Source organism: Nonomuraea sp. NPDC001684 (assembly GCF_053596515.1).
Genome location: NZ_JBSFGJ010000030.1, coordinates 1 through 14,395 on the forward strand (window position 1 = coordinate 1; position 14,395 = coordinate 14,395).

Below are 14,395 nucleotides of genomic sequence, written 5' to 3' on the forward strand. Positions count from 1 at the left end.
GACGTACCGTCGTGCGCGAATACCGCGAGGTCCGGGAGACCTCAGGGCCCGGCACGGACGCGCACTGGCCGGCGGACGTGCTGCCCATCCTGGACTGGGGGTGCGGCATGTACGCCGCCGTGGACTGCCGCAGCCCCGAGGCCGCCGTACTGCTCTTCGAACCGAACGGGATCGGCGACGACTGGCACCACGCCTGGTATGTCGACTCGGAGAGCCTGACCGATTGGCTGGAGACCTGGCTCTCGGAAACGGGCTGGTACGAAGAAGACGCCGACGAAGACGGCGAAATGCGGCCATGGGAGTCGGCTGAGCGGCGGCTGGCCGACTGAGGCGCCCTTCCCGAAACCGGGATGCAACAGCGAGAGGGCTCTGGCCTGGAGACTAAAGCGGTTGCGCAGCGGTGAACCGGCGGCACATCATCTGGAACGTGGCCGCCCTGCCTGACCCCCTGCCCGTGTTCTTCGACTGCGGCTGTCCGGACATCTACTACTGCCCGCGAGTCGGCGAGGTCGAGTGCCCCCGGCACGGCGGCTTCGCTGCTTGCTGCGACGCGCTTGAGCAGCACATCCCGGTTCGTGCCGCCATCAGCCATCAGGAGGCTCAGTGACAGAGGAAAGGGAAGTCCCCGTCGGCCAGGCCCTGAACGGCCTCGACGTCTACCCGCTTCCCGAAGGATGGACCGCTCTGGGCGCGATAGTCCTCGTGAAGTGCCTCGACGAGGAAGGCCATTCCTCATGGGCCTTCCGAACCACGGACGGGCTGAGCGACGAGGAACTCCTCGGCGCCCTCACCGTCCGAACCGACCTCCTCCGCCGCAAACTGTACGAGGCCTACACGGGTGACGAGGACGACGAATAAACCAGGCGCTTTTTTCGGCGACGACTGAAACGCCACAGAGACGGAATCGTGGAGCGGGTGACGGGAATCCAACCCGCACCGGCAGCTTGGCAACCGCATTGATGACTGCCGGGACGAGGAGGTGCTGTGGGTTTCGGGACATACGCCAGACGCGTCCGCGACCTTCCTCACAGGAGACGCTTTGCGCGCTGAGGTGCGCAGTCGGCTGCTACCACCCGATCGGCTTCAATGCGACCTACTCGTACCTTGCCACGGCAGGAAACCTCCGACGTGATGAGCCGGCTCTGATCCGAGCGCACGACGGTGAGCTGACGACCAGGGACCTCACAGCTCGTGTCGGGGCTGGCCTTATCGTGAAGCGCCCAGGTGTTCGCCCTGACCCACTCCGTACGCCTCGCGGAGCCAGCCGGCGAATTCCTCATCAAGCTCAGCGAGATCAGAGACTCGGAAGGAATGAACGTACAGCCGCTTCGTGTACGGAGCCACGCTGGTGATGCGAGCGTCGTCGCTGATCGTGCGCTGGATGTCGAAATAGCCTCGGAGCCCTCGCGCGTCCGGCTTTGCTCCGGCGAAACCACGACGTGTTCCCTTGACGGTGATCATGCTCTTGGACACCGCGTACGTGAAGGGGCCGCACGCCTCGACCAACCTGACGAATTCGCGGTACAGGGCCACCGATGTGTCGGGCTTGCCGTCAAGGTGATCGTCGATCGTCCAGGTCTCATGATTCATGGAGCGAGAAAGTAGCAGGCGGTGGCGACGGTTTTCGGGCTGCGAACCCGTACGGACCCCCCTGCCTGACGCTCCTACGTGCAAGAGCGCGTTGCGCGAAGTCTCGTCACGAGCCGTGCTTGTCGGAGGACAAGGCCAGGCAGGCGGCGCCGGCCGAGTTCAGGACGTTGACCCACCCAGGATGGTCGAGGTAGGCGCTGTCCGGAGCGGTAGGGCCGAGGTGATCGAGCACCTGCAAGAGGGCGCCGACCACCGTCTGCACGAGGTCGGCTTCTCGTTGGTCAATGAAGAGATGGGGGATCAGTGCTCGTGCGGGATGGTGAGCCGAGTGAGTTCGGTGTCGCTGTGGCTGCCTATGGGGCCTGTCGGAGGAGACGGGACCTGACCAGTGACGACCGCTCTGCCAACGGGCACGCATCGGGCACGGCTACTGCTCCGCCCGAACTCGGCGGTGACGGCTGCAAGGCCCTCCGTCATTGGTTGCCGTGAGGCACAGTTGGCCGTCCTCAGTTGGCTCGCCGCAAGCCACCGTTCCATCGTGCGTCGGACAGAACCCCCTGATGTCGGGGGCTCCGCGGCAGGGGCGTCCCTTGGCCGTCGGGACTGGGCACGTCCCTCGGAGCGCCGCCATCACCTCGTGACCAGGTATCCGTACGGTGCTGGATGACACGTAGCCTCTGCTGAAGAGCCTGACCCCGTCTCTACGACGTGTCTCAGTCTTGACTGGGACTAATCCGATCCCATCTGACACCACAGCCGTCTCGGGCCGGTGCCAGCGCAGCCAAACGGCAATGGCTCCATGCTCGACCTCCGCCCGAAGCTTGACGAGGGACCACTGCTTGTTCGCCCGGTCGATCTCGATCACGATGTCCCCGCCCAACGGGCGCCGAAGAACTACGTCAAGGAAACCTTGCCGCTCGGGATTGTCGGGGTGCGTGGCGGCGGCGGGCACTTCCAACTCGGCGTCCCAGCCTCGTGATAAGCCCCACGACACCACGTGGCGCGTCAACTGACTTGTAACATGCGACGCCGGCCAGTCCTCGAAGTACAGATCCCTCAAGTGGCATGTAAGGGCAGCTGCCGCCCAAGCCGCGTTGCCGACTGGCCATCGGGGATGCATTTGCGACCTTCTGTAGGCACTCAAGTCAAGCATGTTCATTTGACCATGTTGCGGCCTAAGTCGCACCCCGCCCACCTGGGTAACCCGTCTGCCGTCGACCCGCCCGAGGGGGAAGCGGGCCAGGTCGATCGCCCTGGTGGCTCCCATGAAGTTCTGCAAGGCAACGTGGCACGTCGCTGATCTGACTGACCGCCGAACTCTTTTCACGAGCTCCGCTTCGGGCGCGCAAGAGCGCATGGCCCGCCCGCGATATTCGGTAGACAGCGTCATGCCTGATGAGTATCTTCTCCGGGTCTCGCCTCGGGTCGCGCCTGTTCGAAGGCTGAACCGCAGCGGCAGCCCTGCCTCACCCGGAGACGGCGCCGCAGGCCCGGAGTCACACCCCCGACCCAAGGAAGATGACCCGTGACCGACATCGTCCCGCTGCGCAGGAACGTGCGTTTCCAATTGCTGTGGATCGGCAGCGCGGTGTCTGAATTGGGGTCAGAGCTCACCAGACTGGCCATGCCGCTGCTGGTGCTCGCGCTCACCGGTTCCCCGGGATTGGCGGGCGTCGTTGCCGGAGTCCGCACCGTAGCCTTCCTTCTGGTTCAGATACCCGCCGGCGTCTGGGTGGATCGGTGGGACCGTCGCCGTACGCTGATATCCGCCCAGGGTCTTCAGGCTGTCGTCTCAGCGGTATTGGCAGCACTGGTCCTCACCGACCAGGTGCAGGTATGGCATTTCGTCACGCTGGCGGTACTCGACGCGCTGTGCGCCGCGTTCATCGAGCCGGTCCTGGGCACGGCCGTTCGCGGGATCGTCCCCACGAGCCAACTTCACAGCGCCTACGCTCAAGAGGAGTCCCGCACCCATGCCGCCGGGCTGGCCGGTCCTCCGCTTGGTGGCCTGCTCTACGGCCTGGGGCGTGCGGTGCCCTTCGTCGTCGACACCATCACCTTCCTTGCCGCCACGATCTTCTACGCTCTGGCGAAGGTGCCGCGCCGCCCGGCGAACGAGTCGCGGACCTCCACACGAGAGGACGGCGAGGAGCAGCCCCCGATCCGGGGTGGCATGCGCCGGGAGGCGGTTGAGGCCATCACTTGGCTGTGGCGCCGGCGGGGCCTGAGGGAGGTCACTGCGGCGGTGATGGTCCTCAACCTGCTGGGCGGGGCGTTCCTGATCCCGCTGATCGTGCTTGTCGGCGAGCGCGGTGGCAGTGCGCTCACCACCGGCACAGTCCTGGCCGGCCTTGGCATCGGCGGACTGGCCGGGGCGCTGCTGTCGGGACGCATCGGAAAGCTCCTCCCGCCCGGCAAACTGCTGTTGGTCGTCCTGACGGTCTTCGGCGCGGCGCTGGCGGCCACGGCGCTGCCATGGGGAGCGTGGTGGCCAATGGTTCCCTTGGTGTTCATCACCCTGTCCACACCCTCGCTGAACGTGGTGTTGAACGTCGTGATCGCACGGATGGTGCCCGAAGAGATGCTCGGCCGGATGGGCGCGATCCTGAGCATGGGCAGCATGGCGCTCAAACCCTTCGGCCCGGTCCTCGGCGGAGCACTGGCCGCGGCACTGGGCGGCGCGGCGGCGCTCGTCATCCTGGGCGGTCTAATCGGCATGACCGCCGCCATAGCCGCGCTCAGCCGAGAGTTGCGCAGCTTCACCGGGGAAGTCACCCCAGCCGGACACGACGCCGTAGGGCCGGGCGCACATGCTGGGCAGGTGCCTGAATAGGCGCTGAAGACGCTCGAATGCCGGCCTCGTCATTCCCTGTCCAGAGAACGATCCCCGCCGGGGAGCAACTGCCCTGCCGCATCGCGATGTCGTGGACCAGAACCCCAAGGAAGATCAAAGCCCAGGCGCCGACTCGATCGGCCTACCTGGGCTTCCTCATGGGGCGGGTGACGGGAATCGAACGCGCGCTGTCAGCATGGGAAGAACGCTGACCTGGGCGGATGCCGGTCCAACCCCCGTGACTCCCCGGTGATCGCCGACCGTACGGGCACGCAACGGGCACGCACCTTCTGATCCGTAGGTCCCCGAACGATATCCAAGGCCATTCGGGATCGTTCGCCCCGCTGTTCAGGTTCGTTCGGCTCGGTTCATGGTCGTCCGCCCCGGTGGCTCTCTACGTGGCTCCCGCAACAAGCGGATGAAGGTGGAGCGGAACTCTGGCTGTGCGATGCTTCGTGGCCTGCGGTGGAACACACATGCGATCGGACCGAGCCGCTTCATGCTCTCAAATCCTGTACGCCAGTAGCTTTGATCATCAGCCTGGGAGCCCGCGACGACGCTGGTCACGACGCCATTACGCCAAGCCCGGCGCCTCTGTGCATGCCGTCCACCGTCCTGGCTCATGCGGCCGCGCACGACGAACAGGCCCCAAGCCCGCCCTCATGCTTGCGTGCTTCCCACCCACGGGTGAGCGCTCAGCCCCGCTGACCGGGACGTTCCACGATCACCGACGTCAGCAAGGCCGTGCTCCACACCGCTCCCTTGCGGGTGGTGGGCTCGCTGCTGCCAGGCATGAACGCATCGCGCAGCCAGACCGTCCGAGTTCCCAGGTAGCGATAGGTGGCCGGATCCAGGATCTCGTACTGGCGGAAGGGCCGCGCATCGCCGGGGCGCTCCAGCCAGACGCCCAGCCCACTGCGATTGGCGGCGTCGCTCACGCCCTGCTCGATCCGGACGCCGGGAATGAGCGCCAGAGCGCGGAACATGGCCGCCTCCAGCCGTGGTGGCATCGTGCCGTACCTGCTCAGGTAGAGCATGATCACGCGATAAGCGCGGGCGTCGGCGGGTTCGACGCTCTTGGGCACCCCCTCCTCGCGGGCTCCCTCGATCCAGTGACGATCACCTGTGATCTTGACCAGCAGCTTCCTCGGGTCAGTGGGCAGCTTGCGCAGCTTGGCGTCGTACTGCTGCGGCGACAGGTCGTCATCGCCGGGATCCAGCGGGTTGTGTTCCTTGCCGACGGTGAGCCGGCCGTCCTCGCCGAGGGAGGCGGCCTGCCTGCCGTCATAGCGCAGCCATTGTTCCTGGGTCTTGGTCGTCTCTGAGTTCGGCTGCTTGTCCAGAGTCTTGGTGTAGTGCCACTGCGTCGGCAGCGGCACCTGGGCGCTCCTACGCCTGCTCGCCACATCGGCGGCGCGGACCAGCACCACGCTGGAGTCGAGCCGAACGACTGAGGGTGTAGCCGCCGGCCCCTGAGCGGGCGGTTGCGGCCATAGGGTGGCCACGGCGACCGAGGCGGCGGCCACCAGCGCCCCGATCGCAAGCAGCCGGCGCCCCACTGATCGCCTGCGCCCCCGTATCCGCTTCAGCAGCCGCCGGCGCTCCGAGGTGATCCACTCATGGCCGGGCTCGGGGACCTCGGCACGCCACTCGTGCAACGATCGCAGGTCATCCATCGAAAGACTCCTCTCGGGCCATCGCGGGGTCGGATCCGCCGAGTGCCTGGCGTGTCCTCGTCCTGGCTCGGTTCAGGCGGGATCTGACAGTGCCGATCGGGATATCCAGTGCACGGGCCACGTCCTGATATGACATGTCGGCCCAGGCCACGAGTAACAGCACCTCCCGATCACCGGGTGACAGCTTTGCCAGCGCAGCCGCCAGACCGGCCTGCTGTGCGGCGACCCGGTCATCGACACGCTCGGCGTAGGGCTCGACGATCTCGTCGATGCCGCTGCGGACCAGCGCCCGGTAGAACCGAACCTCCACACGTCTGTGTCGGCTGATGAGCCGAGCGGTGATGCCGTACAGCCAAGGCCGTGCGTCAGGATGGCTCATGTCATAGCGGCCACGGCGCCGAAAAGCGGTCAGAAAGGCGTCGGAGACGATGTCGTCGGCAAGAGAGGGGCCCAGCCGCCGGGCAACGTAACGCCGTAGTGCGGGCGCGTGCCTGTCGAACAGGTCGGCGAAGGACTCCGGGTCGTGCTCCGACCGCCGTATCAGCTCGGCGTCGACAGCCCTGTCGGATTCGTCATCGGTCACATGGTGCTCCAATCCCTGAGCGGTGGTTCAGCAGCTTTCGCCCGAGGGGGCGGCACGAGTTCGTGTCAGGGGATGTGATCTGCGTCACGCAGCGATCAGATCGCGACGCGACCCGCGACATCTGATCGGAAGGTTCCCAAAGGATGTCCAGAGCCGTTCAGGCCAGTTCGCCCCGCAGGTCGTGACCGAGTCGCCTGTTCAGATCAATCCAACTCGGTCCGGAGCCGTACGGCCCGTTGGCTCCCAAAATCGGAGTGCCGACGATTTGCAGGGCGTCACTCGTCCTGCTGTCCAACAATCTCTGACCTGCGGTGCAGACCCTCGCGCACGCATGGAGACCTACGCCGAGCAGTCCGACGACGGGCACGTCTTCGTCGGCCCCGAGGGGGCCAAGCTCAGCGGCTTTCACTTCCAAGACCTTCGTCACACCGGGAACACCCTCGGAACCGAACCCGAGCTGTCAGCTTGGGAATGGGCTACTGATCTTGCCGTCCTGAGCTGGGGAAATGGGGAGGCAGGTCAAGGCTGGTCGAGTGGCCGTGAGTCCCTGCGACTCGCCGTTGATCACCGTCCGTTCTGGCATGCATCTGGCATGCAGTGATCGCGACCACTTCCCCAATGGCGCGATCAACAGCGCCGCTAAGGGGTGGTTGCCTGTGAGTACATCGTGCTGGTTTGTCAGTGAGGGATCTTGCGGTGACGACGTGATCATCAACTAGGCACAGCATGTATGGCTTGCATATAGGGTTGCGACCCGCCGGTGTCCAGCGAGGGAAGACAGGGGGATCTTCCTGATGAGCAGCCGCTTCGGGCCGATCGCAAAGCTCAGCGTCTGGTGCGCATCCGCACTGCTGGCAGGCCTGGGATTCGGTGTTGTCACCAATCTTGCTCAGGGCTGGCTTCCAGGCGCCTGGAACCAGGTCGCCAACTCCGGTGCTGTCTGGTGTGTCCCAGCGTTCGTCGTCGGCGCCCTGCTTGCCGGTTGGGCGTCAGCGCGGTCAGCCGCCGTCGCCGGCCTGTGTGCCTCGATCGGCCTGGTCGTTGGGTATTACGGGTACGCGGAGTTCGGCCGGGACGGCATGGGCAGCCTCACCTATCCGCTGGTGTGGCTTGTGATGGCGGTCATCAGCGGCCCGTTGTTCGGTGTGGCTGGGCTGTGGTGGTGGAACGGACGCACCACCCGTAACCGTGTCATAGGGCTCGCCGCGCTGGGAGGTGTCTTCGGGATGGAAAGCATCCTCTATGCCTTCGTCCTGCATTACGCTCCGCAGGCATGGGCCTGTCTGGCCGTCCTGGTCCTTGTACCGCTGGTGATGGCACGCCGGCAAAGAGAGCGGATGCCGACCCTGCTGACGGCCCTGGCCCTCGCGCCACTGGCGTACTTGGTCGTCGGATTCCCACTTCAGTACGTGACGGCATGAGGTGGATCGCAGGCCGTAGGCACAGTGGGGCCCGTCTCCTGGCCGATCACGCGCTTCACTTGGCTAGGGGGTCTGAGAGGGATCCGCCAACGGCTGTCCGGCAGGATCGACACATGACCGTGGAGAACCGCAGACGTTGGAACCACAACATCCATTACCCCCCGCATCCTGCGCGCGATCCCTGATGGTCCTCAGCGCGCCCTCGACGTAGATTGCGGCGAGGGCATGCTCGCCCGCGCACTGAGACGGACCGTGCCGAGCGTTGTCCGCCGAGATGCTGCCTGGCTCCCAGTATCGCCGTCGCCTTCTGTTGCGCTACAGCATCATCTGGCGCAAGCCGCAGGACTGAGCAAGTTCGGCTGACAGCTCTAGAAATGATCAAGGTCCGGGTCGGGATTCACTCCGTGACCTGGGGCATGTGGAGCGGGTGACGGGGACCGAACCCGCGCTGTCAGCTTGGGAACCATCTACTGATCTTGCTGTGCTGAGAAAACGGGGGTGCAGGCCAGAGTGGGTCGAGCAGCCGTGAGTTTCCGTGAGTGACCGCGGCTCCCTGTCTGTTCTGGCACGGATCTGGCACGCGATCAAAGTCGTGATCTTTCCTTGTCCCCGAAACCAGGGCCCATCATTCGGTCGGTGGCCTCGGCCAATCCACGGCCGGGCACGCCGCTGCTCCTGATGCGAGGCAGTGGTGGAGCTCGCGAGCGTCGAGCCATGCCTGGTGAGCGGCGTAGATCCTACGCAGTCCGTCGTGCTCCTCACTTAATGCCAGAAAGTCATCCAGGCATTGCAGCAGCGTCTCGACGGCGCGGGCGTCAGTGTCGGCATCCATGTCGCGCGCGCTCTTCGTGCCTTCCGGCTCGGTCAGACGCAGAACGAGGCTCCACCAGACCAGATTGTCCCCACACCCGACACGGGTCACCAGCCATTCCCGGAAGCCGGTGAGCAGGGTGCCCGCGTTTCCCTGATCACAGCCTGCGACAAACGCAACGACGCTGGTGAAATCCGCCCGAGGCAGAAACATGAGTGGCCGCTTACGGAGCGCGGAGAACAGTTCCCGGTAGCTCCCGATCACCAACCCGCTTCACCGCCTGTGTGTCTGTCTTCCTGCTTGCCGATCCTGCCCTGCCGGGCCTGTGGTGCGATTTGACTACGCCCGCCGACGAATGAAGGCCATTGGAACGCAGGTCAATGTGCTGATGGCCATCAGCGCTAAGCAGGGTAGAGCGTCGATTCGAATGTTCATCTCCGGCTGGTAGGTACTCATGTACCACTCGTCCAACGCAGCCAGGAACCAGGCGGCTGCCGGCCACAGGAGATAGTGGGCGTGCCGCTGCGTGCGTCGAAACGCCAAGAACAAGGCGACGAAGATGACTCCACCCAGCGTTAGGGGGATTGTCTGATACAGCATTCCGATCAGGTGGTCCACGTGAAGACCTCAGTACGTAGGGTGTGAAGCTCCGCCACTATAGATTTGTTGCGGCCCGCGCGCACCTTCCCCGCCTGACGCTCCTATGTGCAAGGGCGTTGCGCGGAGTTTCGTCTTGAGCCGTGCTTGTCGGAGGACAAGGCGAGGTAGGCGGCGCCAGCCGAGTTCAGGACGTTGGTCCATTCAGGATGGTCGAGATACGCGTTGTCCGGAGCGGTTGGGCCGAGATCATCGAGTACGTGCAAGAGGGCGTCGACCACCGTCTGCACGAGGTCGGCTTCTCGTTGATCGAAGAAGAGATGGGGGATCAGGGCTCGTGCGCCGTGTTGGTCGATGGAGGTGTCGTCGATGAGCCAGTGCACGGCAGCGGTGAGGTCCGGCCGTCCTTTCCCGGATCGCCCGTGTTGGTCCTGGTAGTCGCGGTCACTCAGGGCTCGTAGTGATTCGAGCACGTCCTTGCGTCGCTCTGGCCACTGCACGGGCTGTTGGCCCGGATGTTCTTCCTCCACGGACGCCAAGCTACTTGGGGGCCTGTAGATGTCGCGTTGCCCAGGCGCTCCACCCATTGCCGTACTTGGGCGTTCTCCTCTTCGAGTCGTTTCTTGCTGCCGAACAGGCCGCCGTTCCTTCGTTCGGCCAGCTGCGGTGTGTCTGGAGGCCCTGCGGGCATCTCCTCAGGAACCCCAGTACTCCCAGCCGGCGGGAGCTGGTGGCCATGACGGATCCGGCTGCCACCCCTGCGGCGGCTTCCATCCGCTGGGTGGAACCGGTCATCCAGGAGGAGAGCTGAACCGGTACTCGGGCGAAGGCCCTCCTCAGATGTACGCGACGGCCATGCACAGGTGAGATGGCCGTGGGCGGCATCCGGGTTGCAGGATGCAAGCATTCGTGCGCGTTTTTCCGATCAGGGTGTAGCTTCCGTGGGTCCTGATCGGGTGCGTCGGAGTCCCGGCTCGGCGACCCTCTGCTTGGCGCGCCTGACTGGTCACTGCGCAGTCAGGCCACCATCGCGGACTAAAAGCATTGATCGACCAGGCATTGCGACGGAGCATGCCGGGCACATCGTCGACCTCTGAGCAAGCTCGTGGAGGAGGCGAAGACGCAGGCCGCGCGGCGGGGAGTTCGAGGGGCGGTAGCCCCTCGCCATCTGGCGAAGCCTCAGGAAGGCAGGCCGAGCGAAGCGAGGCCGGTCAGGGGCGGGCATCGGCAGGCCCACCGGGTAACCATGCAACGGGTGGGTGGCGTCTGCTCAGGGAGCCCTCAAAGAGGCGGAGTGCTGAGGAGTTGGAGCGGGTGACGGGAATCGAACCCGCGCTGTCAGCTTGGGAAGCTGATGTTCTGCCATTGAACTACACCCGCACGAACCGAAGTACGCGTCCCCACTGTAGCGGAAACTTGCCCCCCAACAGCAAACCCAACGCCCCACCTTTTCCGGCCGGGACGGTAAGTTGGCTCACCGTGTTGCTATCTGACCGTGACATCCTTGCTGAGATCGACTCCGGCCGGCTCGCCCTAGACCCCTTCCACCAGGACATGATCCAGCCGTCCAGCATCGACGTACGGCTCGACCGCTACTTCCGTGTCTTCGAGAACCACAAGTACCCCCATATCGACCCCTCCGTGGAGCAGCCGGATCTCACGCGGATGGTCGAGCCGGCCGGTGACGAGCCGTTCATCCTGCATCCGGGGGAGTTCGTGCTGGCCTCCACCTATGAGGTGATCACGCTTCCCGACGACCTGGCCTCGCGGCTGGAGGGGAAGAGCTCGCTCGGACGGCTGGGCCTGCTGACGCACTCCACCGCCGGGTTCATCGATCCCGGGTTCAGCGGGCACGTCACGCTTGAGCTGTCCAACGTGGCGACCTTGCCCATCAAGCTGTGGCCGGGGATGAAGATCGGGCAGTTGTGCGTGTTCCGGCTCAGCTCGCCCGCCGAGCACCCGTACGGATCGGCCAAGTACGAGTCCCGGTATCAGGGGCAGCGGGGCCCGACTCCGTCCCGGTCGTTCAGGAACTTCCACCGGACGAAGATTTGAGTGAACAACAGGTGAACATTTAGGGAACGTCGCGGAAGGATGAGCCCTCCGCACACCCCACAACAGGCCACGTCACCGGCCGGATTTCCCTGCAAAAAGCGGCCAAACTACTCCGGACGCCGGTGTCGCACAACATACGCAGGGTAGCCAGAAGGCGAAGGAGACATGAAGTTCGCATTTCGCCTGGTAACCCGTACCCTCTTCCACGGACCATCCCCGCACATCTGGAGAACGACGTGCGCCTGCGTCTCACGCCACGTGAGGACAGCTACTACGACCTGTTCGCCGACTCCGCGAACAACCTGGTCACGGCATCCCGTCTGCTGGTCGAGATCATCAGTGACGGATCGGACAGGGAAGCCCTGGCCGAGAAGATGCGCGCCTGCGAGCACGCCGGTGACGAACGCACCCATGCGATCATGAACCGGCTCAACGAGAGCTTCATCACTCCGTTCGACCGTGAGGACATCTACCGCCTCGCCTCCAACCTCGACGACGTGATGGACGCGATGGAGGCCGCCTCCGACCTCATCGTCCTCTACCAGATCGACCATCTCCCCAAAGACGTGGTCCGGCAGGTCGAGGTCCTGGAACGCGCCGCCGAGCTGACCGCCGAGGCGATGCCCCGGCTGCGTTCCATGAAGAACCTCAACGAGTACTGGATCGAGGTCAACCGCCTGGAGAACCAGGGTGACCAGGTCTACCGCAGGCTGCTGGCCAAGCTGTTCAGCGGTGAGTACGACGCGCTCACCGTCATGAAGATGAAGGAGGTCGTCGACGCCCTGGAGGAGGCCGCCGACGCCTTCGAGCACGTGGCCAACACCGTCGAGTCGATCGCGGTCAAGGAAAGCTAGGCCCAGTGGACCTCACGCTCGCCCTCGTCATCGGCGTGGTCGTCATCTCCCTGGCCTTCGACTACACCAACGGGTTCCACGACGCGGCGAACGCCATCGCGACCTCCGTCTCGACCCGGGCGCTCACCCCCAGGGCCGCGCTGTTCATGGCCGCGGCGATGAACTTCATCGGCGCCCACCTGGGCACTCAGGTGGCGCAGACCGTCGGAAAAGGGATCATCGACGCTCCCAACGGTCCGCACGGCCTGGTCGTCGTGGCCGCGGCGCTCATCGGCGCGATCGTCTGGAACCTGATCACCTGGTACTTCGGGCTGCCCTCCTCCTCCAGTCACGCGCTCATCGGCGGCCTGGTGGGCTCCGCGCTGGCCTCGGCCAGCGTGGTGCACTGGGACGGCGTCGTCGAGAAGGTCGTCATCCCGATGATCCTGTCGCCGCTGATCGGGTTCAGCCTCGCCGCGCTGATCATGATCGCAATTTACTGGATCTTCCGCAACAGCCAGCCGGGCAGGACCAACCGCGGCTTCCGCTACGCGCAGACCGTCTCGGCCGCCGCCATGGCGCTCGGGCACGGCCTGCAGGACGCGCAGAAGACGATGGGCGTCATCTTCCTGGCGCTCACGGTCGGCGGGTACGCCAGCCCCGGCGAGGGGATCCCGCAGTGGGTCATCCTGAGCGCCGCCGGTGCGATCTCGCTCGGCACGTACGCCGGCGGGTGGCGCATCATGCGCACGCTCGGCCGGCGGATCATCGCGCTCGACCCGCCCCAGGGGTTCGCCGCCGAGTCGGCCGCGGCCACCGTCCTGTACGGAGCCGCGATCGGGTTCGGCGCGCCGATCTCCACCACCCACACCATCACCACGGCGATCATGGGCGTCGGCGCGACCAAGCGGCTGAGCGCCGTGCGGTGGGGCGTGGCCGGCAACATCGTGACCGCCTGGGTGCTCACCATCCCGGCGGCGGCCCTCGTGGCGGCGCTGGCCTACGGCGTCCTCCACCTGATGGTGGAGTAGGGCCCGACGGTGGAGCAGGGCGTGACGTGGAGTGGGGCGCCGGGGGCTATCCGCCGGCGTACATCACGTCCACGTCCCAGCGGGCGAAGCCCAGGGACTCGTACAGCCTGATCGCGGCCGTGTTGGCCTCGTCCACGTAGAGCATCGCGTGGGCGAGGCCGCGCGAGCGCAGGTGGGTCAGTCCGGCCAGGGTGAGCGCCCGGCCCAGGCCGGTGCCCTGCTGGGAGGGGTCGACGCCCACGACGTAGACCTCGCCGAGCGGCTCGTGGCCGTGCTCGGACGAGCCATGGATCTTGGTCCAGTGGAAGCCGGCGAGCCGGTCGCCGCGGACGGCCAGGAAGAAGCCCTCGGGGTCGAACCAGGGCTCGCGCTCGCGCCGGTGCAGGTCGTCGAGCGTCCAGGCGCCCTGCTCGGGGTGGTGGGCGAAGGCGGCGGCGTTCACCTTGAGCCACGCCTCCTCGTCCTGGCCCGGGACGAACGTGCGCAGCTCCACACCTTCCGGAAGCGTGTAGGGCGGCAGCGGGGCGAACAGCGAGCGGCGCATCTGCCACAGCGAGCGCACCCGGTCGAAGCCGAACGACGCGGCCAGCGCCCCGGCGCCGGCGTGATCGCCGTGCGCCCACAGCCGCACCCTGCCGCCGGTCAGCTCCAGCACGGCCCGCAGCAGCCGCGTCCCGTGGCCCTGTCGCCGGTAGGCGGGATGGATGACCAGCTCCGCGCTCGGCCCCTCGACCTCGTCGGTCGGGTCGACGTGCGCGTAGCCCGCGGGCGCGCCGTCGTCGGCGTGCAGCAGCAATGAGCGGGCACGGGGGTCGCCGCCGTACCGGAGATGGAGCATCACGTGCTCGTTGAGCGGGCGGACCCCGTCCGTCTCGGTCGCCGCCTCGACGATGCGGAGAACCTGGGAGACCTCGTCGTCGTCGAGCCGTTCGCAGATCTTCACATGTGCACCCACATAAGGAACT

The 14,395-nt window shown here is 65.8% G+C and carries 16 protein-coding genes, 1 tRNA gene and 1 pseudogene; 9 read left to right on the top strand and 9 right to left on the bottom strand.

The features are described 5' to 3' along the window. The 3 genes and pseudogenes from ACWCSD_RS09030 to ACWCSD_RS09040 all read left to right on the top strand — a co-directional run. Positions 1-329 (top strand): annotated as a pseudogene (locus ACWCSD_RS09030) (SMI1/KNR4 family protein); the annotation flags it as partial. Between the two features lie 71 nt (positions 330-400). Beyond that, the gene (locus ACWCSD_RS09035; protein WP_397154213.1) at positions 401-607 is read left to right on the top strand and encodes a hypothetical protein; all 207 of its coding nucleotides are present in this window, start codon (positions 401-403) and stop codon (positions 605-607) included. Further along, positions 604-858 (top strand): hypothetical protein, encoded by a 255-nt coding sequence (locus ACWCSD_RS09040; RefSeq protein WP_352323926.1) that lies wholly within the window; start codon positions 604-606, stop codon positions 856-858. Before ACWCSD_RS09035 ends, ACWCSD_RS09040 begins: the two co-directional genes overlap by 4 nt. Positions 859-1,206: 348 nt before the next feature. Here the strand turns inward: ACWCSD_RS09040 and ACWCSD_RS09045 are convergent, their stop codons facing one another. Together ACWCSD_RS09045 and ACWCSD_RS09050 are read right to left on the bottom strand one after the other, a co-directional pair. Next, entirely contained in the window at positions 1,207-1,590 is a 384-nt protein-coding gene (locus ACWCSD_RS09045; RefSeq protein ID WP_397154211.1) for a DUF5655 domain-containing protein, read from the bottom strand. A 106-nt stretch (positions 1,591-1,696) separates the two neighbouring features. Beyond that, positions 1,697-2,008 (bottom strand): SCO4402 family protein, encoded by a 312-nt coding sequence (locus tag ACWCSD_RS09050; RefSeq protein WP_449913799.1) that lies wholly within the window; start codon positions 2,006-2,008, stop codon positions 1,697-1,699. Positions 2,009-2,389: 381 nt separating this feature from the next. On the opposite strand from ACWCSD_RS09050, the gene ACWCSD_RS09055 reads away from it, so the two are divergent. After that, entirely contained in the window at positions 2,390-2,569 is a 180-nt protein-coding gene (locus tag ACWCSD_RS09055) for a hypothetical protein (RefSeq protein ID WP_397154207.1), read from the top strand. A 546-nt stretch (positions 2,570-3,115) separates the two neighbouring features. After that, the gene (locus ACWCSD_RS09060) at positions 3,116-4,423 is read left to right on the top strand and encodes an MFS transporter (protein WP_449913801.1); all 1,308 of its coding nucleotides are present in this window, start codon (positions 3,116-3,118) and stop codon (positions 4,421-4,423) included. Positions 4,424-5,118: 695 nt separating this feature from the next. Here the strand turns inward: ACWCSD_RS09060 and ACWCSD_RS09065 are convergent. After that, positions 5,119-6,099, bottom strand: a complete 981-nt coding sequence (locus tag ACWCSD_RS09065) for a CU044_5270 family protein (RefSeq protein ID WP_449913803.1) — start codon at positions 6,097-6,099, stop codon at positions 5,119-5,121. Then, complete coding sequence (locus ACWCSD_RS09070) at positions 6,092-6,682, bottom strand: RNA polymerase sigma factor (protein ID WP_449913805.1); 591 nt, start codon at positions 6,680-6,682, stop codon at positions 6,092-6,094. The genes ACWCSD_RS09065 and ACWCSD_RS09070 overlap by 8 nt, the downstream gene beginning before the upstream one ends. Before the next feature lie 794 nt (positions 6,683-7,476). On the opposite strand from ACWCSD_RS09070, the gene ACWCSD_RS09075 reads away from it, so the two are divergent. Next, positions 7,477-8,103, top strand: a complete 627-nt coding sequence (locus tag ACWCSD_RS09075) for a DUF6518 family protein (protein WP_449913806.1) — start codon at positions 7,477-7,479, stop codon at positions 8,101-8,103. 625 nt (positions 8,104-8,728) lie between these two features. Here ACWCSD_RS09075 and ACWCSD_RS09080 read toward each other — a convergent pair. From ACWCSD_RS09080 to ACWCSD_RS09095, 4 genes are all read right to left on the bottom strand, one after another. After that, positions 8,729-9,178: a hypothetical protein gene (locus ACWCSD_RS09080; protein ID WP_397154199.1), complete on the bottom strand. Its 450-nt coding sequence runs from the start codon at positions 9,176-9,178 to the stop codon at positions 8,729-8,731. 75 nt (positions 9,179-9,253) lie between these two features. Then, complete coding sequence (locus ACWCSD_RS09085; protein WP_449913808.1) at positions 9,254-9,532, bottom strand: hypothetical protein; 279 nt, start codon at positions 9,530-9,532, stop codon at positions 9,254-9,256. Between the two features lie 83 nt (positions 9,533-9,615). Further along, a complete protein-coding gene (locus ACWCSD_RS09090; protein ID WP_397154195.1) occupies positions 9,616-10,041 on the bottom strand; it encodes an SCO4402 family protein in 426 nt (141 codons plus the stop codon). A gap of 776 nt (positions 10,042-10,817) precedes the next feature. Continuing rightward, a tRNA-Gly gene (locus tag ACWCSD_RS09095) sits at positions 10,818-10,891 on the bottom strand. Between the two features lie 99 nt (positions 10,892-10,990). Between ACWCSD_RS09095 and dcd the strand changes: the two genes are divergently transcribed. The 3 genes from dcd (at position 10,991) to ACWCSD_RS09110 (ending at position 13,430) form a co-directional block, all read left to right on the top strand. Next, entirely contained in the window at positions 10,991-11,566 is a 576-nt protein-coding gene (dcd, locus tag ACWCSD_RS09100; protein WP_358289490.1) for a dCTP deaminase, read from the top strand. 236 nt (positions 11,567-11,802) lie between these two features. Beyond that, on the top strand, positions 11,803-12,420 hold the full coding sequence (locus tag ACWCSD_RS09105) for a DUF47 domain-containing protein (protein WP_106243913.1): 618 nt from the start codon (positions 11,803-11,805) through the stop codon (positions 12,418-12,420). 5 nt (positions 12,421-12,425) lie between these two features. Continuing rightward, entirely contained in the window at positions 12,426-13,430 is a 1,005-nt protein-coding gene (locus ACWCSD_RS09110) for an inorganic phosphate transporter (protein WP_358289487.1), read from the top strand. A gap of 46 nt (positions 13,431-13,476) precedes the next feature. Here ACWCSD_RS09110 and mshD read toward each other — a convergent pair whose 3' ends face one another. After that, complete coding sequence (gene mshD / locus ACWCSD_RS09115) at positions 13,477-14,385, bottom strand: mycothiol synthase (RefSeq protein ID WP_449913810.1); 909 nt, start codon at positions 14,383-14,385, stop codon at positions 13,477-13,479. Between the last annotated feature and the right edge of the window lie 10 nt (positions 14,386-14,395).

Bases quoted from the DNA above. Each gene is read 5' to 3' on its own strand.
- ACWCSD_RS09075 (WP_449913806.1), top strand. From the start codon at position 7,477: ATGAGCAGCCGCTTCGGGCCGATCGCAAAGCTCAGCGTCTGGTGCGCA.
- ACWCSD_RS09055 (WP_397154207.1), top strand. From the start codon at position 2,390: ATGCTCGACCTCCGCCCGAAGCTTGACGAGGGACCACTGCTTGTTCGC.
- ACWCSD_RS09050 (WP_449913799.1), bottom strand. From the start codon at position 2,008: ATGCGTGCCCGTTGGCAGAGCGGTCGTCACTGGTCAGGTCCCGTCTCC.
- ACWCSD_RS09045 (WP_397154211.1), bottom strand. From the start codon at position 1,590: ATGAATCATGAGACCTGGACGATCGACGATCACCTTGACGGCAAGCCC.
- ACWCSD_RS09065 (WP_449913803.1), bottom strand. From the start codon at position 6,099: ATGGATGACCTGCGATCGTTGCACGAGTGGCGTGCCGAGGTCCCCGAG.